We start from the raw sequence: 23,923 nt of genomic DNA, 5'->3' as shown, positions 1-23,923 counted from the left end.
GGTGAAACTTTATTTTTGGCATTCTTTTTTTGTTGAATTTCTTTTAAAATACTTCTCCATCAATGTGTAATGATTTGCTAGAAGCCTTAATTTCTAAAACTTCTTTTTGCAATTGTCTTTCCTCCTCGTTTTTAGGCTCGCGCCTTTCATACCAGAAGTCTATCATTAGCCTTTCAAGGGACGGTAATTCGTAGCGCCCCTCCAAATACCGTTGGTATTTTTCTTCTGTCAAAATGGGCTTTTTTGGTTTTGGGATTTTTATAGTTTTCCAAACTTTTTCATCCCCCTCGTAAAATGGTTTTCTGCTCATAATTCTTTGTTTTTTCATCGGAATAGTTTATCCCGGTCTTGTTTCTTTCAGTATTTAATGATTTTTTCAAATTGAGATCTTACAAATTCTTCTATGCGATGGAATTGATTTTAGCTTGTAATTTCTCTAAAATACTCATAGATCATCACCATGGCCAAGGTATCGAGTTCGCAGTATTTGAGTAGGCCTGCTTCGATGGCTTTTCTCTCTTCCTCACTTACTTCTTCAAATTGCAATTTTCCATAAGCCGTTAGTGCTGCGCCACCATTGCTGATGTCTTCGATCTCAGTAACGGTATTGTCCAGCGCATCCTGGTCCCAGCCTTCAAAAAGGGGAGGCAGGCGTTTGTAGGGATTGATTACTTCCTCGTTTTCAAGTTTGAGAAAGACAAAATCATTCGGGAAATTTTTACTTGTGAGGTTGATGGTTTCGATGGGTTTTGAATATTTTTCTTTTAAAAACCTACTGGAATTCAATACGGCTGGGAGGACATCTTTGATGGAATTTGAGCCTCCGGTATGTGGGTCGTAATAGTAATTTTTGACCACTTGCCATAGATCGATCATATCCCTTTCTCCTTGCCAGCTATGGGCATTGCTGTTGGTATTGTGGCTGATGGTTTGGATGAAGTCCATCAGTTCCTTTTTGTCGGGTTCTTGTGATTCCTGCAATTGTTTGTAGATGGCGTTAACGATGTTGTTCTCGTGGTTGTGGTAGCGAAAAATGGAGCCTTGGTTTGTTTCCAGAGAAGCTTTGAGGGCCCTTATAAAATCAAAGTTCGGGAAGACCCCGGGAAGGGCGTTCAGGTATTCTGAAACATGTTCTACTCGTCCATCTGCAAACACGATGTGGTGCGAAAACTGAAAGGCGATCGACTCATAAGGTCTTCTGTTTTTGGTAAAAGGTAAGGCAATGGCGGAAGTTTCGAAGTCGATGAAATTGAGGGGGAATTTCCAAGCCTCGAGTTCGTCACGTAATCCGTCCAGTTCAAAATAAGGTTCGGAATTATTTTCTTTAACTTTTTCAATTTGGATCCATTGCCTTTCTTTTGGTGAGATCACCCCGGGGGCGGGTGTGGGTTGTATGTCGTTTTCTGATAGTTCTTCCATAAAGAATTTTCCTTCTTCCATCAGTTTGGCCGCACTGCGGAGGTTTGAGACTTCATAGACCTTCGGTCTGTCGATCAATTTTTCAGAAAGATTGAGCTGTTCTTGCCAACATTCGTGAAACCCGCTTTTTAGCGATCGATCCGCTGTTTTGAATTCACAGTTTTTGCACTGGATTCCAATGGGGTTTACAATTTTGGTATCGGATGCATAATGAGCGCGAAAATGTTCAATGAGTTTTTCGAAGGTGAGGTTTTCGAATTTTGGGTTTTTGGTTTGAATTCTTTCCACCTCCTCCTGCACTGAAATTTTGGTTAGGATGGGATCACCCAGGTCTTCAAGTTTTAAATTTTCCTGTTTGAGGATACCGGTTCTGTTGTTGGCATTTTTGGTGACTTTGAACATTTGATTGAGTCCGTCGACCGTGGCAACTGCATCCTTGTTTGCCATCATTAAATAAGGCTTTACAGTCCAATTGGGAAAACTTTTTTGGATGACGTATTGCTGAAAGGCTACATCGTATAAATAGGGTATCCAATCAGATTTTATTCCATTTTTGGTCATGTAGGAGGTATGTTCCAATCCGCTCACAGACTTGGCCTTTACTTCAATGAGTTCGATCTTGTTTCCTTTTTTGTTCAGGATATCGACGCGGATAAACAAACCTTCAAATAAAAAGGCGGCTTCGAAGAGGGTCACATTTTCATGATGCAATAATTCGTTGGTTCTCGAGATCAGTTTGTCATAATTACGGTCGTCGCCCAGAATGGCAACTCCTTCCGGATAATACATGCGCGCGAGTTCTTCTACCTGGAAACCACCTTCTGCCAAAGCAATCAGGAAGGGATCCTCAATTTTGGTATTGGCATAAAGGTTTTCCTTTTTTGTATAAAACAATTTGGTTGGGCAATCGAGTGCCAATTTGAAGCGGGATTTTGTGAGGTATCGTGGCATATTATTTATTCTTTATTTTTTCAATTTCACATAAATGGTTAACGACTTCTTTCCAGGATTTATAGTCGCCCTCTTCTCCAAAATGCAAATGTCTACCCTGAAATTTATCCACGCCATTTTTGGTGCGATCGTCGATGATATAATCCCCGATGTTGAGGTGTTTGTTGTGCGAAAGAATTAATCGTTTATAGCCAATTTCAGGCAAGTGTTTTTTGATCCAGAGCAGTTTATCGCGCCAGGCGGAAGGATTTTCCCAGGGGGCCGTTGAAAGGATGTAAACCTCAAAATGTTTGGCCAGAAATTCTATGGATTCTATGGCATCTTCTACCGGATCCATGAGTGCAAAGATTCCGGGGATATCATCTTTGTGTTCATATTGGGTCAAAATTTCTTTGTCAATTTTAGCAAAGGCAGAAGGAAAATCTACCAGGACATTGTCCATATCGATATAAAGTGTTTTTTTCATCATGGTATTTAATGGTATTTAGTTGAAATCAATGTCTTTTTGTACTTCTTTCCATTTGGCGGTAAGGAATTCGATACGTTCTTTTCTTTCCAACAATTCATCATCTGTTAGAATCACCGTGTCATCATATTCGCCAAAGCTGTGGTTTTCGCGATAGTCTAAGAATTGATCAATCAGAAAATTTACTTTTTGACTAGTATAGTGACGAGAGCCATACGATTTTTCCAATTCATTGATGGCAGGACTTTGCCAGAGCGCTGTGTTATGTTCATGAGGGGTTTTATTAAATAAGATTCGATTCCATTTGTCTTCTTTATAGGCATTTTCAAAACCATAAATAATTTTGAAATTTTGGTATTGTTCTTTGATGCTCTCTAAAAAATCGGGGTGAATTTGATCAGGGTGCATTTTAAAGATCGGGTATTTGGACAACATACTCATCATGGCCTCACGGAAAGATTAAAAAAAATAGGATTTTTTATAAACATCTTCTGGTGTTAACTCCTCGAGAAGATCCATCAATGCTGATTCATCGGTGGTATAGTAATATCCATGCTCAGTTTTGTAAAGGGTAAGAGCGCCACCTTCGGCAAGTAGTTCCAGTATGAGGGTTGGTTTTGTCATGAACATTTTGGTTTATGTTGTTCAAATTTATACTTAAACAGTGCAGTAGATGTGCAGTCTGGTTCCACTGTTATTTTACTTTGATTATATTTGACTTAAATAGATTTCCGTTTCGATCAATTTGTCAATCCAATTTTCAATGGTTGTTAATCTTTTGGGATACATGTTATCGCCCAGGTAATGTTCTATTTTTCTTTTGGTACCATCCTGAAGTTCAATTTTAGTGATACAATAGGGATGGTCTGTAGCGTAAAGAACTTCTCCCTCGTTTTCTTTTAAGGTAAAATATCCATATTTGTGAATGACTTCATTGATTTTATTGATCTTTCCCCGGTCTATTTGCCAGGAAACCACATGTTTCCATCCCTCAAAAATATTACCCTCTTGTTTTAATTTTACCCGTCCGTTGGCATTGATCTTTACTGTATAAACCGGGCAATCCCCATAACACATGGTTCTTTCGAGGGAAATGGTTTTGAATGGAGATATGGGCATATAACAACTGTTTAGCGTTAATGACTATGAAACATTAAAGTTAACATTTGTAGTTGAAAATGAATTTAGCATGTTAACTTTTTAAATCTTCGTTTATAAAAGCATAAGGGAAATACTATATTCACCTCGCGAATTAATTGTTATCGGTTTTCCTCCAACATAAAAAGTAAATTGACCAATTTATTTTAAATGAGTAAAACCCGCATTTATTTTTTCGGTATCAGTTTTTTACTGACCTTCTTTTTTTATGCTTGTAAGACAAGACAGCCTGAGGTAGCTAAAAGCCAGGCACCAGAACCTCCAAATATTGCTTTTCTAAATTATAAGTTGACGGTTATGACAGCTTGTTTTGAATCGTATAAAAAGCATAAAATCCGTAAGGTTTTGCTACGCCAATTCTGTGCTTGTGCCAGAAGTGCACTTGCACTAGCAATTACTTAAAGTTATTGTTTTGCCTGCGTGCGGCTGGAAGGTTTTCGTTATGTTTAACCACCCTTTTTTCTTTTTTCTAATTCTGAGTTTAGACTTTTTAGTAATACTATAATTTTTGATTTGAAATTAGTTAAACCTCTATAATAGGCATTATTCATTGTGTCGAAATGATAAAAGGGGGCAAAAATTTTGGGGTTATTTAGAAGTTCTTGATAGTCATACGTCTGTATTAAACCACGAGCAACTTTATAGTTTTGATAGACATTAGCACCTTGGATTAAATTAATTTGCTCTAGTCGATCAAATAATCCAATTATATCTGACAAGTCTGAATTGTAATGTTTCGTAATCTGTTTCCGCAAGGTGTCATTTTTAATAATCCCAAATCCATTTTCTTTTAATAAATCAAAAGCAGAAATATTGAAGGTCTTATAACCTCTATGATAGTAAAGGTCCATCATTAAAGTGTCCAGCCTTTTTTTGTATGGAATTTTGTTTTCAATATGTGATATCAATTCTTGAGATTTCAGATTTTTATCTAACAAGTATTCTATATTAGCATTAATCACAATGGTATCTTGAATCAATGCTTGTTGGATTTCTTCTAAAATGCTTATTTCTAAAACACGCAACTTTCTAGTTTCGTTCCAATTATTAATCTGAAGGGCAATTAAAATACCGATAACCACTAGAAAAATTTCACCAATGGCATATTTCAAGTACCTGGCTACCGGCCAGGCAGGCTTTCCGGTTTTTTCTTCTGAAAGTATGTTTTGTCTCATTCTTCTGAAAAAATTGATCATATCTTTTGTTTTTTTGGGTCACTGCACCGCCTGGCTCCTCACTTTCAAAGGTCTACGGACCATTGATGGCCGTTCGGTCCTTTAAAAAGTTTAATCATTAGTTAATGGTTTGTCCCGAGTACTCGGGATGAAGCACAACGGTTATATCCTCACTAAAATAGTTATTTACAAATATATCATAGGGGTAAAAAGTTTATTATATCTTTTTGAAAATAGTAGAGATGCTTAAAAACAAGACAATCGCGCGGGAGCAGGTTTTTTTTATTTTTCAATTACTATCATTCGATATTCCGTTTCAGATTTATGTCCACTTTCTTCAAATACGTACTTAAATTCTTTGTCTGAAAGTCGTTTATATTTTCTATCAAAGTCGATTGCTTTGTTCAGGGTTTGGACTTTGTCACTTTTGTCCTGAATGCAAACGACCACAAGACTTCCGTTTCTTATTTCCGAAACGATTTTTTTAATCAGTCCAATTTCTTTTTCCTTGTCCTTCTTGGCGAAATGAAACATACTGTCCATTAGAACAATGTCAAACTCACTGAAACGGTCAAAAGTATATATGTCTCCAACTTGTCCGACTAAATTCAAATTTTCATTTTGTCCGATCTTGTCCATCTGGGCAATACCGACTTTTGAGTTGTCAATTCCCGTTACAGAGTAGCCAAGTCGAGCCAAGGCAATTGCGTCTCTACCTTGTCCGCAACCTAAGTCTAGTACTTTCCCTTTTCTAGGATTTTTAGCAAAAAACTCAATCAATTCGGGATAAGGTTCTCCGAATAAATTTTCTGTCTGATAATATTTGTCGTAGGTTGCTGTCATTCGTTTTTTTCACCTTAAGCACAACGGCTATATCATCACTAAAATAGTTATTTACAAGTATATCATAGAGGTAAAAAAGTTTATTATACCTTTTTTTAAAAAGAGTAGAGATGCTAAAAAACAATACAATTGCGCGGGAGCAGAGGTAATAAATGCTTGAATTATAGTTGATTGTTGTATTAAAGTTCGATTCTCGGTACAAATTTTCTACCTAAGCAGCAGAAAATTCACTCGAATTGACAAAATTTTTGGAATGAAGTACGCGTGAATATTTAACTTATTTACGCTTATAGATACCAGATGAGCTAAATGCGATGAGGTTCATCATTTCCCTCATTCTCGATCTCACTCTATTGCCATATCGATTTTCGATTTCCTGGGCATTGAGGTTGGTGGTGGCATGGGTTTTTACTTCGAAAATTTCAATAATTCCATTTGCAATTGTTTACCTTTTTGTGTTAATCGGTATTTTTGGTTGGGGCTTGTGGGTTTATCGGGGATAGTGAGTTCAATGAAGTCCTGTTCGATAGCAGGGTTAAGATAAATATTTTTAAAGTGTTCCCGGTTTTTCAACTCCATCAGTTCTTGTATTTCAGCGCTTTTCATTTCATTCTGTAGAATTAACACTGTTCGTTCAATCGGGGTCAAATCATTTAAATAAGCTTGTCGGGTAGCTTGTCGGGTAGCTTGTCGGGTAGCTTGTCGGGTAAGCTCATTGGTATCAGTTTGTTCAGTAAATGAAGGCCTCCAAATGGTGACTTTAAAGCCTTGATTTAATGTGAATTCAGGCGTCTTAAGCCCTTCTGCTTCGGTCAATTGAAAAATTTCTGTTGTTCCTGTACCAAATCGTTCTATGGCTCCATTGAGGTATAGGCAATTGGCCAATAAAGGGTTTTTAGGATAAGAACCGTGAATGGTTTTTAAATCATTTAATTCCAGTTCTTCGGGGAGAGTTCCGGGATTACTTATTTCAATTCTATTTTTAAAAACAGATACTTGAACACTTCCTTTGCTATAATAATCGCGATGAGCCAATGCATTAATAATTGCTTCTGCGATGACCTTTCTAGGCACTTCGTATTTGGTATCAACATAATTGCTATGTTCTCGCGTTCCGGTTGAGAGGCTTATTTTTGATAAAACAAAATCAACTGCCTGATCTGCCTGATTAAAAACGGTACCATTAAATTCTTTAAAATCAGGAATCGGTTTTTGCACTGTGACACCATGAAAATGAGCACATTTAATAATTGCTGTCGGAAAAAAATATTGTGGGTTTTGGGAAAAAATCAACAAGGCACTGTTGACCAAACCCTCTTTACGGAGCATATTTAAATGGGTTAGCAATTCGCTTTTCGAGGCTTCGATTGCTAAAGGGAAATTTCTTTTTGTCCTCGCTTTTTTAATAAACTTTGATGCCAATGTGTCATCGATATCTTCCAAAGATGCAGAATGATGGATACTTTCATCAAAATCGGCGCTCGTAATTTTACCTTGCTGTTTTAAGTAGGTAATACAGGTTTTATATAGTTCTTGTTTAAGATTTTCAAGATTTTGAAATACTTTCCAAGACACATCACCACTTATTTTTTTAAAAAATGCCTCTTCTTTTGGATGTCTAGAATCCTCTTCTTTAATGAACAACCATCGAGCTAGTTGGGCTTGTTTGGCCGCGTCATATTCTCTTTCTGTAGGAGAAACTCCTTCTTCATCTTCCCAACCGTAATCCCTTCCTATCAAACCGAGGTAAATATGTGAAGATTTCACCTGAGGTAAAAAGACCTCCCTGGGTGGATAACTTGTAGCGGCTACTTCTTCGAACAAGAATGGTTCGAAAAAAGTACTTAAAAGTGCATCGGTATGAAAATAATCGGCCAGAGCAATACGCTCTTGGGAAAATTCTTTTTGGACACTAGATATAAATACTTTTTCTTTCATTCACACAATTAAGCTCTTGGTCTATTGCAAAGTTAGTCAAACCGATTAAAACTGTTTTATGAAAAATCGAAGACATTATAAGTAATTTAGATTTTAGCGGGTTTTAAATTCTCTTGTCCTTCACGAGATTGTCTAGCCCAACGAGATTAAACATCGCTCTCATTCTCGATCTTACTCTATTGCCATATCGATTTTCGAGTTCCTGGGCATTTAGGTTGGTGGTGGCATGGGTTTTTACTTTGTGGTTGACAAAAAGATCGTAGCGGGATAGAAGAACTTCGCCCATCACATTGCATTCCGCACCGAAATGTCTGCCGTTGGGTTCAACACCGAGGTCGTCAAAACAGTAGCTTTTATGGTTGCCGTATTTTTCGATGACAGAAAAGCCCTGGTTAGAAAATTCAAAGGTGATATTTCTGGCAGGGATGAGGTCGAAAGTTTTCTTTTTGGGTGTAATGGTGGAAAGTAATTTCATAAAGCTGGTCTTTCCACAACCCACAGGTCCGGTAAGGAGGATTCCTTTGTTTGGATCTATGTTGAATTGTTTACAAAGTTGATGGTCATTCAGAAAATAAGCGCAGAGTTTGAGCAGCAGGTCTTTGTCGGTTTTGTGGAGTGTAAAGTTTTCATGGAACAACAATTTTCCTTTGCACTCAAAATAAGCCCATATTTGGTCGAAATCATAGGTAAGGCGGTTCTCTTTGAGTTTTGCCAGCTGAAAGGTTTGTGCACCTACTGTGAGTATATGAACAGGTAAATTCATTGTCAAAGCGGATCGTTAAAGTTTTTCTTTTTGCTTGTGTGGAGGTTATCCAATTTTTGTCCAAGCTGCTTTTTGGTTTCATTTTCTGAGGAGCGGAGCATCCAGGTTTTTGCCGTGGCTTGCCAGTTGGTAATTTTGGCTTTCCCGATCATCCAATCGATGCCTTTGTAGTAATTGAAAAATTTAAAAAAAAAATCCCCCTGACTTAAATGTCAGGGGGATTTTAACTTAACTACTAATTATGAATTACTAGGGTCTTAACTTAGCTAATGAAACACTTAAGTTATCCATATAAAACTTCAATCTCTTTGGATTTGCTTCATTATAACCTCTAATTTGGAACGTTTTATCTCCACTAGCCGAAAATTGGACGAAAGTAGAACTATAAACCCATTTTCCAGTTGAAAAATCAGAACTAAATGTAGGATTACCTCCTACCCCCCAATCTGTATCAGGGAACCAGAAGAACCTAATATCCGGTGCAAAACCTGCAGGATCGTTTTCTCCAAGGTCTTCTACATATACCCATAATCCAATTTCGTACGTCTTACCTGCTTCAACTGGGAAAGTAATCTGATCTCCAGCGGTATTCGTATGACCAATGATCATACCGCCATTGGGTCTAAACTCTATATAGGCACTTTTACTTCCATGTTGTGCTTTTGCTGAAGAAATTTGTAGGTCGTATTCACCCCATATTCCTCCCCACCACATATATGGCCAATTAGAAGCTGTACTATTCTCGAAACTATAATCATAATCAGACGAGGTATCTAAAATGTTTATTTTGTTAAAGATTAATTGTTGATCGGTAAAGCCATCAGCCTGAACACCATCTAAGGTACTAAGGCTACCAGGTGTGTAGCTCACTTTAATAATATCATCATTGTAGATTTGTTCTCCTACCAGAGCGATACGAACAATATTTCCTTCATTCTCATCAACAGTAACTTTTGAAATTACAGGGCTAAATACATTTCCATTGTTTTCAATACTCACCTCGAAATTAACCGGATTTAATGTTGTAGGATCCATTTCTCTACTAAATACAAGTCCAATATCACCCTCCCTATCTGACACTTTTTCAAGATCTACAGGTTCTGTGGAAGGGATCACTTTAATTAAATTATCAAAGTGAATTGTATCTCCACCGAAAGGTCTTTGTCTAGAAGCAATAAATGAAACATCATAAATACCCATTCTTTTGTATTTTACATCCACGGGATCAGCAGATTCTATAGTGGCCGGATCACCTCCTTCAAATGTCCAATCAAAAACTTCGGGTTCTCCTTCTGAGGTAAACGAGAATCTTACTGATCTACTTGCAGTAATTTCATTCTCTGCATTATCTGCCATGTTTAATTCTGTTCCAACAGAACCATCTTTGTTTAAACTGAAAGCTTTTATACTTGCAGATATTGGCGATAACACTCGAACAACAATGGTCGTATCAATAACTTTTGTATTTAAATTTTTGGTTCCTACATAGACATTGCCTTTAAAAACTTGGTTCAATTTGACTTCGTGATCACCAACCACATTAAATATAGCTTTAACAATGTCGTCATTTGAAGTTATGTCTGAGTCAGATCCGACAATGTCAACAACTCCCTCAGGAAAGGTCCAAGTTCTTTCAACTACACCAGGAGAAATATCACCAAAGGTAATACTGTTATTAATCTCTACTGTATTATCAAAATCCATTTCAGAGGTATAGACTACTCTGTGGTCGGGCTCAATCAATTTAAGGTCATCCTCTTCGCCGCAGGCTGCAGGAATCAATGCCATAATGAATAACCAATTCAATATATTAAAATTTCTAACTTTCATATCTCTGATATTAATTATTTAGTTGATCATTAGTTTGCTGTTCCTGAATAGGAATGGGGAAATAATCGTGTTGAGAAGGATTGTAGTTAGATGCAGCGATTCTATAATCGGGTCTAATTCTTTCCCTTATGAATAAAGGTGCAACACCAGTACCAGTATTTCCAATAGCGTCATTTTTCTTCACATTCAGTTCAACTTCATTATCAAATCTCCACTGCTCGTCGGCGGCATTTTCATTAAGCACTTGGGCAACGATGCCCCATCTCACCAAGTCTTTCCAGCGGTGACCTTCGAAACACAGTTCTAAGGGTCGTTCAACTCTTTGAAGATGTGTTAACACCGTTTCTGTCGTTGCATCTACCATTGGGTGGTCGCCATGAACTTGCACACTGACATGAAGTTGCGGGAATTTACCTCCATTCTCATCCATATATTTTTGAAGTGTTTTAACACCGGCTCTGTTTCTTACCCTGTCGATATAGGTTATTGCTGTTTGGTAGTCTCCATTTGCATTTAAAATGGCTTCGGCATACATCAATAAGACATCTGCATATCTGATATGTCTAAAGTTGATACCAGACTTGCTATTACCATCCTCTGCATTGAGATGATACCAATTAGTGTGTTTCTTTACATAAGCACTTTGACCAAAACGACCAATATTATAATCTTCTATGGGTTCACCGTACCACACGGTACCGTCGTCTCTATGGGCAATGGTAGAGATCATCCGTTTAGAATATCTATTCCCATCGTTTACAGAATTGGTTGGATCTACTTCATCATAAATAAACATTTCGTGTAAATTGTAACTAGGCAGTAAAGTATTGTAGCCACCTCTGTCCAAGAATCCGAATGCTGTGGCAATTGTTGTTGCCTCTGCACTAGGCTCATTTGGTGTAGCATCTACTGCTGCTCCATTTTGTCCGGTTTCAGCTTCGTAAGCTACCTCAAAAATTGACTCTTGATTCAACTCGTTTTCATGAGAATAGTTATCCATTACATTTGGCACGAGGCGATAAATATTACTGTCTATAACTTCTTTAAATTGAGTAGCTGCGATTGACCAATTCTTTTCAAACAGGTAAACTTTGCCTAAAAGAGAGGTAGCTGCGCCCCAAGTTATTCTTCCCAAATCATCACCAGACCATCGCTGGGGAAGGTTTTCTTTTGCGTATTCCAAATCAGGAATCACAATATTATTGATAACCTCTTCTTTTGGTTTAAATGGACCTTTAAGTTCATCACTTGTTTCTGCCACAGTAGTTTGGATTACTGCTCCACCATAAGTATGTGCTAATTGAAAGTAAAAGAATGCTCTTAAAAATCTTGCTTGTGCTTCGATTTCCATTTTACTGTTGCCACTAAAAAGACCTGGGTCTGCATCTTGTATATATTGAATTACCTGATTTGCTCTAAATATTCCAATGTAGAGTTCATCCCATTTATTTGTGACATAATATGTACCATCATTATAGGTAAGATTTCGAAATGCAGTTGGTCGATACCAAGATTCCGTTCCTCCAATATCTCCAAGAATCATTTCATAAATGAGTTCACCTCCACTTACGTTTTGAAACTGTAGGGCACCATAAACGGTAGTTAGGGCAGAATTAAACTGACCTTCGGTTTTCCAGAAGGTAGCAGTTGTAATGGCATTTGGATTTACTTGCTCCAAAAACTCATCTTCATTACAACTCACAAAAATGAAGGTTGCAACTAAGAAAAGTATAATCTGTTTATTTTTTATAATTTCCATATTTCTTAAATTTTATAACTTCTTAGAAACTTAATTGTACACCAAAAAGGAATTGTCTAGCAATTGGATAGTTACCTCTATCAAGTCCTCTAGTAAAAATACCATCACCTCCAATTTCAGGATCATAACCCGTATACTTTGTAAAAGTAAATGGGTTGGTTGCTGACAAGTAAAATCTAGCTTTTTCTACACCCCAATTTATCGTGTTTGGAATAGTATAACCAAGGCTTAAATTTCGAACTCTTAAATAGGTTCCGTCCTCCAGCCAATAATCGGAAAATGATCTCACGTTATTGTGATACCCATCAATTCTACTGGTTGGTATATCAGAGTTAGCGTTTTGTGGAGACCACTGGTAATATTGCTCTTTATGTCTACCCTGGGTATAGGCAAAGTATCTAGCCCCATTAAAGATTTCGGCTCCATAAGAATAGTAAAGTTGACCGTAAAAGTCAAAATTTCTATATTGAAGGTTTAAGCTAAAACCTGCCTCAAAATCTGCTTGTCCTGAACCTGCATATACACGATCTGCATCATCAATTTTGTTATCTCCGTTTATATCCTTATACATGAGGTCTCCAAATTGCGCACCCCCAAACAAAGGCTTGTATGCATCAAGCTGCTCTTGTGTTTTAATTACACCATTTGTTTGAACAAGGAAAAAAGCTCCAGCCTCATAACCCTCTGCCAAGAAGGTAGTATAGTCAATGTTTGGCCCTAAGGCAAAGGAAGGACGTCCATTTGCATAACCTCTTTGGATTCCATTTAAATTGGTTACTTCGTTTTCGTTTTTAGTAAAAGTACCATTTAGTGTATATTTAAGACCTCCAGCAGTTTCATCTCTAAAGTTCAATCCAATCTCAATACCTTTATTTACCATGTTACCGCCATTGGTTTGTCTAACATCCCATAGACCATCTGCTCTTGGCTGATAAGTACCGGAAGAAGAAGGAAGTCTTTCTAATAATAGCATATCTTCTTTATCATTTTGGTAAACATCTGCGGTAAAGTTTAATTTGTAATCAAACATGGTAATATCTATACCAATATTTTTAGAAATTGTAGTTTCCCATTTTAGATCTGGATCTACATAGCCTCTTTGAATATTTCCGAAATTTAAGGCCTCATTAGGACCAAAAGGATAATTAATTCCTGTTTCTATCACAGGAGTTACAGAATAAGGTTCGGCGCTTTGATTTCCGAGCTGTGCCCAGCTAGCCCTCAATTTGATTGCATTGATACTTTTGATATTTGCATTTTTCCAAAAATTCTCTTCATGAATATTCCAACCAGCAGAGAACCCCCAAAAATCTCCATACCTATTATCTTCAGAAAAATTAGAAGAACCATCTCTTCTATAACTAGCAGAGAATAAATAGCGTTCAGCAAAGTTATATTGTAATCTAGCCAATTTCCCCGTAATCGTTTGAGTATAATCATAACTTGTTGGCGAATTAGGTTTACTTCCAGAACCAAGCGTTTGTAAATCGTTGCTTGTCTCTTCGCTCATCTCAACACCAACGCCAACACTTTTGTAATCAAATTGCTCCCAAGAAAGCACCCCTAAAAGATTAAAATTATGTTTGCCAAAACTTTTGTCGTAAGTCAAAATGTTTTCTACGGTATTTCTGACAGTCCAGATATAGTCTTCATTTAACAATGCATTTTCTCTCGAAGCTGTAGCACTTAAAGATCCGTCTTGTCTGTAAATTAAATACTGTGGTTGGTAGAATTTTCTTTTGTAATCCCAAGTATTTCTACCTCCACTTAGTTTGTACTTCAAGCCATCAATAATTTCATATTCCAAATTTAAAGCAACATTCATGCTATTGGTTTTTCGATCATCTGTATTGACGAGAATACTTGATAAATATCCATACTGAATATCATTTTGCACAGGAATTACGAATCCGGAATCACCAACATTATCTAAATCTCCAATAGCAGGTTGCCAAGGGGTTTGTCTAACGGCTTGCTCATATAGTGCAAAAGGCTCTTGTTCTCTATTCTCTTCAGTAAAGCTCATTGTCGCAAATGCTTTAAACTTATCCTTTCTAAATTCTCCTGTTATTCGACTCGTTAAACGATCAAAGCCGGAGTTGATCAGAACACCATCCTGGTTAAAATAGTTGGTGCTAAAATTGAGTGTTAAATTGTCCACACCTCCAGAAATACCCACGTTGTAATTTTGAATAATGGCGTTATCATTTTGCACATCTTTCACAAAATCTGTATCATAGTCCAAAGCATTAGGGCTAAAGAAGAAGATCGTACTCTCTCTACCAAGTGCGGCTAAAGAAACATTCTCTACATACATTTGCTCTGGCGTATTGTTTAAAGGCGTACCAGATGTGATGTTCTGGATTCCAGTATATGCATCAAAATCGATTTGCATTCTACCTGCTTTACCTGTTTTTGTTGTAATAAGGATTACACCATTTGATGCCCTTGTCCCATAAATTGAAGCTGCCGCGCCATCCTTTAAAATATCGACAGATTCAATTTGTTCTGGAGCAATGTTTGGGTTACCTTGATAGGGTACACCATCTACAACGTAAAGAGGACCTAAGGCATTTGTATTAATAGAACCTAAACCTCTAATCTGTACATTGGCTTGTTCTCCAGGTCGACCACTACTTGCCTGAACGTTTACTCCAGCAACTTGACCTTGAAGAGCAGTTCCCAAGTCTGCGGTTGCTGTTTTTAAAATAGTTTCTGATCCGACATTGGCTACAGCACCAGTAACTTCCTTTTTACTTTGCGTACCGTATCCAATTACAATAACTTCATCCAATGCATTGACATCAGGATCCAGTGATACGGTTAAAGTAGTACTACCTGTTATGTTTATTTGTTTGTCTAAAAAACCAACATAACTAAATTCAAGTGTTTGACCAACTTGTACATCAATTTCAAAATTTCCGTCAAAATCAGTTACCACTCCATTATTTGTACCTTTCACAATAACATTTGCACCGACTAAAGGAGATCCATCGCCTGTCACAATTCCTCTTACCTTGCTGTCTTGTGCATGAGTCATTCCAATGCTTAAACACAATAACCATGTTATTATAAAGCATTTTGCTTTCCATTTAATAGTTAAATTAAATTTCATATAATTAATTTTAAAATGAGATGTACAAATGTTAAAAGAATTAACAAAAATATATTCTAAATTAACTTGATGAAATCTGAACACATGTAAATCTTAGGTTTATAAAACTTGATATAAACTTGACTTTTCGAATTAGAATTTGTTAAGATGCTATAATATAACACTTTACAAAATTTAAATTTATTTTTGGAGAAATAAATTTCAAATATGCATTGTTTGAAATTAGGGGTAATAAAAATTTGACTTAAAAAAAATGCAAACAATCGAGTGATTTTAATTTCCATTTTTTTTTGGATAATACCTTATATGAAAATTATCTCGTTTAAAATACCCTGAAACAAGGTGTTAAAATTGAAGTTTTGAAGCGAATAATATTTTTAGATTGTGAAAAAACGATCATTAATGTTAAAAAACTGCATAATTTAAAGGAGCTATAACTTTGCTCTATTTTTATTAAGTTTAGAGCCACTATTTTTATAAAGGCAGAGAGGTATGATTTCCAGTGTTTTTGATTCTTTTATTCTTTTAAAGCAGAAATATTTCAAAGTAAGTTTGCTATGGATCTTTTATTTCATCGTACCACATCTCAATGCACAAGAGGGGTTATCTGCAAATGATGCTTTCGATAGAGCACTTGAATTGCGTTTCCATTACCCAGACAGTGCCGTGGTTTTGTTTAACTATAGTTATGATCTTTACTTAAAGCAAAAGGACACCCTGAAAGCAACGAATTGTTTACTTGAAAAATCATTGGTTTCGGAGAATAATGCAAAATATGCTGATTCTTATGATGCGTTGTGGAGTGTACTTATTTTAAATGACAATAGAAATGATGATAATTTAAAATCAGTGATATATCATAGGTTAGGACGTATTTACAGCTATTATAAACGCGAGGATGAGTCAATTAAATATTTGAAAAAATCACTAGACATTCAAAAAGGAATGATTTCAGTCACAGGACGTGACTCTTCATATTTAACACCATATTATTATGCTTTGGCCAATACTTATAGGGAATTGGACCAATACGACAAAGCCAAGGTATATTTAGATAGTTGTGAGATGTATTTTTCGACGTCAAATGATCTTTTGCCGCAAGCTCATGTTCAATTTGAAAAAGCCAACTTATTGGCCCATGACAATAAGATTGATGAAGCTATAAAAATTATGGATTCCATTTTTCCGTATTTTCAAAAAAATGAGCCTACATACCTTGTATTGTTTTACAAATACTTAGGAGATATGTATTTTAATAGAGACTTAAATAAAAGTTTGGAATTGTATAATGAAGCGCTTCGTATTTCTAGTGAAAATAAGAGTCACTTGGATTTTACGCCCTTAATTTACAAAAGTTTAACCGATCTGTATCTTCAACGCAATGATTACAAAAATGCCTTCTTCAACTTGAATAAAGCAAAAGAATTGGATGATAAGTTTTTTGGGTCGAGAAGTTCTATCAACCAATCTGTCTTAGAAATTAAGGACGACTATCGATTTGAAAAGGAACGTCAAGAGAAACAGATACAGGAGCAATATTTAAAGCAGTTGGAACAGGAGGATAAGATCAATGACCTTAAACTAATCATATTATTAGGTTCTATCGTATCCTTGCTTATCATTGGATTTGGATATATTTATAACATAAGATCAAAACATAAAGCCGAAAAGGAGTTCATCAGAAAAAGTAAAGAGTTAGAGATTAAAAAAACCCGAGAGTTAGTTGATCTCAAAAATAAAGAATTAGCAGCTTCTGCTTTGCAGCTCATAGAAAAAGATGAATTCTTAAAAGAGATAAAATCAAAAATAAGGGTTGGAACAGACAAGATAAAAATTCATGAAATTAATAAACTATTGCGCTCTATTTCTACCAATAACAACAAAAATTGGGATGAATTTAAATATCGATTCATAGAAGTCAACAAAGATTTTTACACTAAAATATTTGAAAAGTATCCGAACCTAAGCCAGAGTGACCAAAAATTATGTGCCTTGATTAAGCTGAACTTTTCCAGTAAGGAAATGGCAAGATTATTAGGTATCTCAGTTGAATCTGTGCATACTTCAAGGCACAGAATAAGAAAAAAAATGGATTTACCACGTAGTACCAATTTAGAAGATTTTATTAATTCACTCTAAAAACAAACTAACAATTTCTAAACAAACATAATATTCGCATTGTAAAGTTTAAGTCAAGTCAGTATTCTATTGCAAACTTTCATTTTGAACTAATTTAGTTTCCTGCTTTGAGGATCTATGGCAATTTGTATTTGTCATTTATACACTCAAGAACACGGAATTTTTAATCAAATTATTTCAATTAAAATGAAAGCAACACAATATTATGGCAAGCAAACCTTTAGGGTCCTTGAAAAAGAAATTGAATCACCAAGAGAGGGGGAGGTAAGAATAAAAGTGGCTTACGTTGGCGTTTGTGGAACAGACGTTCATATTTACCATGGCATGATGGACAAGCGAGTTAATATTCCTGAGACTATTGGACATGAGATGTCAGGGGTTATTGATGCTTTAGGTTCTGGAGTAACTGGATTTTCTGTAGGCGATAAAGTAGTTGTTCGTCCTTTAGATGATAGAAAAGTAAAGGCTTCAGATAAAGGATATAACCATATTTGTGAAGAACTAAAATTCATAGGTATTGATAGTGAAGGAGCTATGCAACAATATTGGAATGTTCCAGCTTTTACGCTGCATAAGTTAAAAGAAAGCACCGATTTAAAATTGGCAGCTTTAATAGAACCCTTATCTGTTGCTACCCACGATGTTCGAAGAAGTGCGTTGAAGGCAGGAGAAACAGCAGTTGTTTTGGGAGGTGGACCGATTGGTTTGTTAGTAGCGATGGTTGCCAAAGAAGTTGGTGCACAAGTTATTATTTCAGAGATCAACCCCAAGCGTATCGAAAAAGCCAGGGCTTTAGGCTTTGATGTGGTAAGTCCGGTTGAGGTGGATTTAGTAGAATATGTCAAAGGTAAGACAGAAAACCGCAGGGCTGATGTGGTTTTTGAAGTTGCCGGTGTGCAACCCGCCCTAGATATTATGTGCGAAATTGCAGGGATACGAGGAAGAATTGTTATGGTTGCTATTCATGGAGAAAAAAAGCCTGTAGACTTGTTTAAATTCTTTTGGAAAGAGCTGAGTCTAATTGGTGCGCGGGTATATGAAAAGGAGGATTACGAAAAATCTATTGAATTGATCACAGCGAACGAATTGCCATTTGAAGCAATGATTACGGATGTTCAGCCATTAAGCAATATTCAAAGCGTATTTGAGAACATCGATAGTAATCCGGATGGATTAAAAGTTTTAATGGATTGTCAATTATAAAATCATATATATCATGAGTATATTAAATAAATTCAGTTTAGAAGGAAAAACAGCACTAGTCACAGGTTGTAAAAGAGGAATCGGTAAAGCCATGGCTATTGGTTTGGCCGAAGCAGGAGCTCATATCATTGGGGTTTCTGCCTCCTTGGAATTGTCAGGAAGCGATGTTTCGAAAGAAGTGCAAGCTCGTGGGAAAAAATTTTCGGCTTATCAATGCGATTTTTCAGATAGAAAATCATTGTATAAGTTTATAGAGCGTGTAAAAAAAGATCATGCTCAGATCGATATTCTGATAAATAATGCCGGGACAATACTGAGAACTCCAGCAGCTGACCATCCCGATGAGATGTGGGATAAAGTGATTGAAGTAAATCAGAATGCACAATTTATTCTTACCCGTGAAATTGGGAAAGAAATGGTCAAAAGAGGTGAAGGGAAAATTATTTTTACAGCTTCCTTATTAACTTTTCAAGGAGGAATTACAGTGCCAGGATATGCAGCAAGCAAAGGTGCAATTGGGCAGTTAACCATGGCATTTGCGAATGAATGGGCAGGAAAAGGGGTCAATGTAAATGCGATTGCTCCAGGGTATATTGCGACAGATAATACAGAAGCTTTAAGAAAAGATCCTATTAGAGCAGAATCTATTTTATCACGGATTCCTGCTGGAAGATGGGGAAAACCAGAAGATTTTGCCGGACCAACTGTATTCTTGGCATCCCAAGCAGCAAGTTATATGCATGGTTCTATTCTTTTAGTTGACGGTGGTTGGATGGGAAGATAATTCAAACCTAAAAATTTATATGTCAATATTCAACGTAGAAATTCTATGATATCACGAACATTATTGGTATTTATTTTTGGGTATTTACATATATCCATGGCCAAAACCAGCCCAACATCATTTTCATTTTTTTGATGATGCAAATTGTGATGATTCTGGTTTCCAATTGAATAAGACATTTAAGACGCCTCATTTAGATAAATTGACCTCGCGAAGTATCCTTTTTAAAAAGACCTACATGTCTGCTGCTTTTTGTGAGCATTTTGGGGCATGAAGTTGAATAGGAAAGTATTCTCAGCGATTTAGTTTGGAAGGTAACAAAGCCTCCATTTTATGAAAGCTTGGGTTATAATAGAAGCTGTAATGGCCTACCACTCGACCAAGTGTAAGCGCTTTATCAAAGGTTTTTTAGTTAATAGGTGTCATTTGAAAGGCCAAGATAGACGTTAAAGGATCATTGTAAAAAGGACCCTTTTGGAGAATTATAAAAAGAACAAATAAAAGCATTAGTAATGACAAAAATAAAAGACTATAAATTATTCATTAATGGAGAATGGAGAACATCGGCATCAGGAGAGACCATCGATGTGATTAACCCAACAACTGAAGAAATCGTTGCAAGGGTACAAAACGGAACATCTGAAGAAGCTATAGAAGCCTTGGAGGCAGCGGATAGGGCTCAAAAAAAATGGAAGAAATTACCCGCCAGAAAACGCGCAGAATTATTATACAAATTAGCAGAAGAAATAAAGGCAAATTCAGATTATTTAGCCGAATTGTTGGTAAAAGAGCAAGGAAAACTACTTAGAGTAGCCAAAATGGAAGTCGCTGTAACTGCTTCGTTTATAGAATATGCCTGTGAAGGAGCCAGACGAATTGAGGGAGATATCATACCTTCAGACAACCCAAATGAACAAATTTGGATTCAGAAAATACCTAGAGGGGTTGTGGTAGCAATTACAGCCTGGAATTTTCCATTGGCACTTGCAGGGCGTAAACTCGGACCTGCATTGATAGCCGGGAATTCGATTGTCATTAAACCCACTTCTGAAACGCCTTTAGCAACCTTAGAATTAGGATACTTGGCAAATAAAGTTGGTATTCCAAAGGGTGTAATTAACATTTTAACTGGACCAGGTCGAGCCATGGGCAATGCACTTGTGGAAAGTCCAATTTGTAAAATGGTTACTATGACTGGATCCACACCAGTAGGACAGCAGATTGCAAGAAACGCTGCACAAAACTTAACTCATGTTCAGCTTGAGTTAGGAGGCAAAGCACCTTTTATAGTTTTTGAGGATGCAGATATTGATGCAGCTGTGGATGCAGCCTTACATTCCCGGTTTGACAACTGCGGGCAAGTTTGTACTTGCAATGAGCGCATGTACTTACACGAGAGTATATACGATACATTCATGGAAAAATTTATTGCCAAAACCAAAGCCATTAAAGTTGGAGATCCAATGTTAGATGATACAGATATGGGGCCAAAAGTAAATGGAGCGGAACTCAAACATATGGAAGAGCTTATAGCGATAAGTCTAAAAGAAGGCGCAACCTTAGCTGCAGGAGGCAAAAGGCCAGAAGGACCTGAATTCCAAAAAGGTTTTTGGATTGAGCCTACTGTTTTGACTAACGTTACACAAGAAATGACGATCGTTCATGAAGAATCTTTCGGACCAATTCTTCCCGTTCTGAAATTCAAAACTTTTGATGAAGTAATGGGTTATGCAAATGATTGTGCGTATGGACTTGCAGCAATGATTTTTACAAATAACATAAAAACAATCATGGAATGCAATGATGAATTGGAATATGGCGAGATCTATATTAATCGCGGCCATGGAGAGCAACATCAAGGATTTCACAATGGTTATAAATTATCTGGTTCAGGTGGCGAGGATGGCAAATATGGTTTTGAACAATATTTGGAAAAGAAAACTTTTTACGTAAGACATAAAGTGTAATGAGTTCAAAAATTTCAAACATTCATACCCGTCTTTTTAGGGTTCCATTACCAGAGGTGCTTTCTGACGCCAAGCATGGTGATCACTATTACTTTGAATTGATAACAGTTACCATCATCCTGGAAGATGGAAGTGAAGGTACGGGATATACCTATACCGGAGGTAAGGGTGGATTTGCAATCAAATCAATGATCGAACACGATTTTCATTCTGTATTAATTGGTAAAGACGGTTCTAATATAGACGAGATCTATGATTTCTTAGAGTGGCATATCCACTATGTTGGAAGGGGAGGAATTGCCTCGTTTGCAATTTCGGCCATCGATATTGCATTATGGGATATAAAATGTAAAAATTTAGGTTTGCCCTTATGGAAAGTTGCCGGAGGGGCAGACAATACTTGCAAAGCCTATTGCGGTGGGATCGATCTTTTGTTTCCAATTGAAAAGCTATTAGGAAATATGGAAACCTATTTGTCGAATGGCTTTAATGCTGTTAAAATAAAAATAGGTAGGGAAAATCTAAAGGAGGATTTGGCACGTATCAAGGCTGTTCGAGAATTTATAGGTCCTGATATAACATTTATGGTTGACGCTAATTATTCCATGACGGTAGAAAAAGCGATTGAGGCGATTGAGGGATTTAAACCTTACAATATCACTTGGTTTGAAGAACCAATCATTCCTGATAATTATGTGGGATATGGTGAAATTGTTGACAGAACCGGATTTCCATTAGCTATGGGAGAAAATTTACATACTATTCATGAATTTGAATATGCAATGAAACAGTCTAAATTATCATATGTACAACCAGATGCCTCCAACTGTGGAGGGATTACCGGTTGGCTGGCGGCAGCTAAATTGGCAAGAGAAAACAATATTCCGGTATGTTCACATGGTATGCAAGAACTACACGTAAGTTTAGTATCGTCCCAAGAAAACTCCGGTTGGTTAGAAGTGCATAGCTTTCCCATTGATCAATACACGAGCAGGCCATTGGTTGTTAAAGATCACCGAGCTGTGGCACCAGATTATCCAGGAACTGGGGTGGTTTTTAATTGGGACAAACTCGTTCGATATGAACAAAAATAAATCTGACTATGAATAAAGAAATTACAGATGAACAACTAGATTTTCTCGGAATAACAAATAGAGAATATTTAAGTGCCGCAAGTAAAAGGGCACTCAATTGGTCAATGGATTTGGGCAATGAGTGGTTTTTTGAGTACAAGGTAGAAGATTTAAAGGGAGATTTGGCTTATGAGGAAGGAGTTGTAAGAAGAGATCCCAGCTCGATAATTAAATATGAGGGGAAATTTTACGTTTGGTACACAAAATCTACAGGACCTACAGATGGATTTGCAGGCAATATTTTTGAGAGTAAGGTTTTTCCATGGGATCGATGCGACATTTGGTACGCCACATCAGAAGACGGTATTACCTGGAAAGAAGAGGGTTTAGCCATAGAAAGGGGGGAAAGTGGTTCCTATGATGACCGCTCTGTGTTTACACCTGAAATTATGGTATATGACGACACCTATTACTTAACTTATCAAGTTGTAAAAAGCCCATATACTGTAAGAGTAAAAGAACACATAGCCCTAGCCTGGTCAAATACACCACATGGACCTTGGACGAAGAGTAAAGAACCGATTTTATGTACAGCGGAAAATGGAATATGGAAGGGTGAAGAACAAAACAGATTTGCAGTAGAGAAAAAAGGTGATTTTGATAGTCATAAAGTTCATGATCCATGTATTCTACCCTATAAGGGCAAGTTTTACCTTTATTATAAAGGAGAACAAATGGGAGAGGCCATAACCTTTGGTGGACGTCAAATTAGGCATGGTGTTGCTATCGCAGATAACCCCAAAGGTCCATATATAAAATCGCCATATAATCCCATTTCAAATAGTGGCCATGAGATTTGTGTTTGGCATTACAAGGGTGGAATAGCATCTCTTATTACAACCGATGGACCAGAAAAGAATACAGTCCAGTGGTCTCCTGATGGGATTAATTTTGACATCAAAGGGGTTATTAAAGGTGCTCCACATGCCATTGGTCTTAACAGAACTGCAAATAATGAAAAGGAGCCTTGTGAAATCCTTCGATGGGGTCTTACACATGAATACATGAACGATGATTACCAATATATTCGAAGGTTTACTACATGGCGAATGAAACATCATACGGCCAAAGGAGAAGCAAGCGAATAGAACGAAGAAAAAACAAAAAATGAGTATGAAAAAAGTAGTCACCTTTGGAGAGATCATGTTGCGGTTAGCTCCTCGAGGATTTTTAAGATTTTCACAAGCGAATAGCTTTGACGTGGTATATGGAGGCGGTGAGTCGAATGTAGCTGTTTCTTTGGCGAATTACGGCGTGCCTGTGGATTTCGTAACCCGTTT

Annotated in this window: 22 protein-coding genes and 2 pseudogenes; 8 read left to right on the top strand and 16 right to left on the bottom strand. The window is 36.8% G+C overall.

Going from position 1 to position 23,923, the window contains the following annotated elements; genetic code table 11:
• Nucleotides 1-43: 43 nt before the first annotated feature.
• The 6 genes from ACFQ39_RS06305 to ACFQ39_RS06280 all read right to left on the bottom strand — a co-directional run bounded on the left by ACFQ39_RS06305 (nt 44) and on the right by ACFQ39_RS06280 (nt 3,955).
• A complete protein-coding gene (locus ACFQ39_RS06305) occupies nt 44-328 on the bottom strand; it encodes a hypothetical protein (RefSeq protein WP_377177161.1) in 285 nt (94 codons plus the stop codon).
• Nucleotides 329-420: 92 nt separating this feature from the next.
• A complete protein-coding gene (locus ACFQ39_RS06300) occupies nt 421-2,370 on the bottom strand; it encodes a DUF2779 domain-containing protein (RefSeq protein ID WP_377177159.1) in 1,950 nt (649 codons plus the stop codon).
• Nucleotide 2,371: 1 nt separating this feature from the next.
• The gene (locus tag ACFQ39_RS06295; protein WP_377177157.1) at nt 2,372-2,839 is read right to left on the bottom strand and encodes a 5' nucleotidase, NT5C type; all 468 of its coding nucleotides are present in this window, start codon (nt 2,837-2,839) and stop codon (nt 2,372-2,374) included.
• A gap of 15 nt (nt 2,840-2,854) precedes the next feature.
• Nucleotides 2,855-3,244, bottom strand: coding sequence for a hypothetical protein (locus ACFQ39_RS06290; protein WP_377177155.1), 390 nt, complete (start codon nt 3,242-3,244; stop codon nt 2,855-2,857).
• Nucleotides 3,245-3,295: 51 nt separating this feature from the next.
• Nucleotides 3,296-3,460: a hypothetical protein gene (locus ACFQ39_RS06285; RefSeq protein ID WP_377177153.1), complete on the bottom strand. Its 165-nt coding sequence runs from the start codon at nt 3,458-3,460 to the stop codon at nt 3,296-3,298.
• An 84-nt stretch (nt 3,461-3,544) separates the two neighbouring features.
• Nucleotides 3,545-3,955, bottom strand: a complete 411-nt coding sequence (locus ACFQ39_RS06280) for a DUF6438 domain-containing protein (protein ID WP_377177151.1) — start codon at nt 3,953-3,955, stop codon at nt 3,545-3,547.
• 189 nt (nt 3,956-4,144) lie between these two features.
• Here ACFQ39_RS06280 and ACFQ39_RS06275 point away from each other — a divergent pair, with 189 nt between their 5' ends.
• The gene (locus ACFQ39_RS06275; protein WP_377177149.1) at nt 4,145-4,396 is read left to right on the top strand and encodes a hypothetical protein; all 252 of its coding nucleotides are present in this window, start codon (nt 4,145-4,147) and stop codon (nt 4,394-4,396) included.
• Between the two features lie 44 nt (nt 4,397-4,440).
• Here the strand turns inward: ACFQ39_RS06275 and ACFQ39_RS06270 are convergent, their stop codons facing one another.
• The 9 genes and pseudogenes from ACFQ39_RS06270 to ACFQ39_RS06230 form a co-directional block, all read right to left on the bottom strand.
• Nucleotides 4,441-5,190, bottom strand: a complete 750-nt coding sequence (locus ACFQ39_RS06270) for a DUF6090 family protein (RefSeq protein ID WP_377177147.1) — start codon at nt 5,188-5,190, stop codon at nt 4,441-4,443.
• 261 nt (nt 5,191-5,451) lie between these two features.
• A complete protein-coding gene (locus tag ACFQ39_RS06265; RefSeq protein WP_377177145.1) occupies nt 5,452-6,012 on the bottom strand; it encodes a class I SAM-dependent methyltransferase in 561 nt (186 codons plus the stop codon).
• 277 nt (nt 6,013-6,289) lie between these two features.
• A pseudogene (locus ACFQ39_RS06260) lies at nt 6,290-6,424 on the bottom strand (ATPase); the annotation flags it as partial.
• Nucleotides 6,421-7,950, bottom strand: a complete 1,530-nt coding sequence (locus ACFQ39_RS06255) for a Fic family protein (protein WP_377177143.1) — start codon at nt 7,948-7,950, stop codon at nt 6,421-6,423. The gene ACFQ39_RS06255 and the pseudogene ACFQ39_RS06260, both read right to left, overlap by 4 nt.
• 103 nt (nt 7,951-8,053) lie before the next feature.
• Nucleotides 8,054-8,713, bottom strand: coding sequence for an ATPase (locus tag ACFQ39_RS06250; protein WP_377177141.1), 660 nt, complete (start codon nt 8,711-8,713; stop codon nt 8,054-8,056).
• Nucleotides 8,714-8,715: 2 nt separating this feature from the next.
• A complete protein-coding gene (locus tag ACFQ39_RS06245) occupies nt 8,716-8,865 on the bottom strand; it encodes a hypothetical protein (RefSeq protein WP_377177139.1) in 150 nt (49 codons plus the stop codon).
• A 97-nt stretch (nt 8,866-8,962) separates the two neighbouring features.
• Nucleotides 8,963-10,543 carry a hypothetical protein gene (locus ACFQ39_RS06240; protein WP_377177137.1) on the bottom strand — a complete coding sequence of 527 codons (1,581 nt, stop codon included), beginning with the start codon at nt 10,541-10,543 and terminating at the stop codon, nt 8,963-8,965.
• Nucleotides 10,544-10,553: 10 nt separating this feature from the next.
• Nucleotides 10,554-12,302, bottom strand: coding sequence for a RagB/SusD family nutrient uptake outer membrane protein (locus ACFQ39_RS06235; protein WP_377177135.1), 1,749 nt, complete (start codon nt 12,300-12,302; stop codon nt 10,554-10,556).
• Between the two features lie 22 nt (nt 12,303-12,324).
• A complete protein-coding gene (locus ACFQ39_RS06230) occupies nt 12,325-15,417 on the bottom strand; it encodes a SusC/RagA family TonB-linked outer membrane protein (protein WP_377177133.1) in 3,093 nt (1,030 codons plus the stop codon).
• Between the two features lie 492 nt (nt 15,418-15,909).
• On the opposite strand from ACFQ39_RS06230, the gene ACFQ39_RS06225 reads away from it, so the two are divergent.
• The 3 genes from ACFQ39_RS06225 (at nt 15,910) to ACFQ39_RS06215 (ending at nt 19,543) form a co-directional block, all read left to right on the top strand.
• Complete coding sequence (locus ACFQ39_RS06225; RefSeq protein WP_377177131.1) at nt 15,910-17,556, top strand: tetratricopeptide repeat protein; 1,647 nt, start codon at nt 15,910-15,912, stop codon at nt 17,554-17,556.
• Between the two features lie 186 nt (nt 17,557-17,742).
• Nucleotides 17,743-18,759, top strand: a complete 1,017-nt coding sequence (locus tag ACFQ39_RS06220; RefSeq protein WP_377177129.1) for a zinc-dependent alcohol dehydrogenase — start codon at nt 17,743-17,745, stop codon at nt 18,757-18,759.
• A 19-nt stretch (nt 18,760-18,778) separates the two neighbouring features.
• Complete coding sequence (locus tag ACFQ39_RS06215; RefSeq protein ID WP_377177542.1) at nt 18,779-19,543, top strand: SDR family NAD(P)-dependent oxidoreductase; 765 nt, start codon at nt 18,779-18,781, stop codon at nt 19,541-19,543.
• A gap of 29 nt (nt 19,544-19,572) precedes the next feature.
• Here the strand turns inward: ACFQ39_RS06215 and ACFQ39_RS06210 are convergent, their stop codons facing one another.
• A complete protein-coding gene (locus ACFQ39_RS06210; RefSeq protein ID WP_377177127.1) occupies nt 19,573-19,722 on the bottom strand; it encodes a hypothetical protein in 150 nt (49 codons plus the stop codon).
• Between the two features lie 333 nt (nt 19,723-20,055).
• On the opposite strand from ACFQ39_RS06210, the gene aldA reads away from it, so the two are divergent.
• From aldA to ACFQ39_RS06190, 4 genes and pseudogenes are all read left to right on the top strand, one after another.
• Entirely contained in the window at nt 20,056-21,510 is a 1,455-nt protein-coding gene (aldA, locus tag ACFQ39_RS06205; protein ID WP_377177125.1) for an aldehyde dehydrogenase, read from the top strand.
• Nucleotides 21,510-22,604, top strand: coding sequence for a mandelate racemase/muconate lactonizing enzyme family protein (locus ACFQ39_RS06200; protein WP_377177124.1), 1,095 nt, complete (start codon nt 21,510-21,512; stop codon nt 22,602-22,604). The genes aldA and ACFQ39_RS06200 overlap by 1 nt, the downstream gene beginning before the upstream one ends.
• 8 nt (nt 22,605-22,612) lie before the next feature.
• Nucleotides 22,613-23,731 (top strand): glycoside hydrolase family 117 protein, encoded by a 1,119-nt coding sequence (locus tag ACFQ39_RS06195; RefSeq protein WP_377177123.1) that lies wholly within the window; start codon nt 22,613-22,615, stop codon nt 23,729-23,731.
• 25 nt (nt 23,732-23,756) lie between these two features.
• Nucleotides 23,757-23,923: pseudogene (locus ACFQ39_RS06190) on the top strand (sugar kinase); the annotation flags it as partial.

The sequence above is a fragment of the Namhaeicola litoreus genome (assembly GCF_042679565.1).
In the GTDB taxonomy this organism is placed as follows: domain Bacteria; phylum Bacteroidota; class Bacteroidia; order Flavobacteriales; family Flavobacteriaceae; genus Namhaeicola; species Namhaeicola litoreus.
The sequence above is the reverse complement of the archived record's forward strand: the minus strand, read 5'-3'. Positions and strand labels throughout refer to the sequence as shown.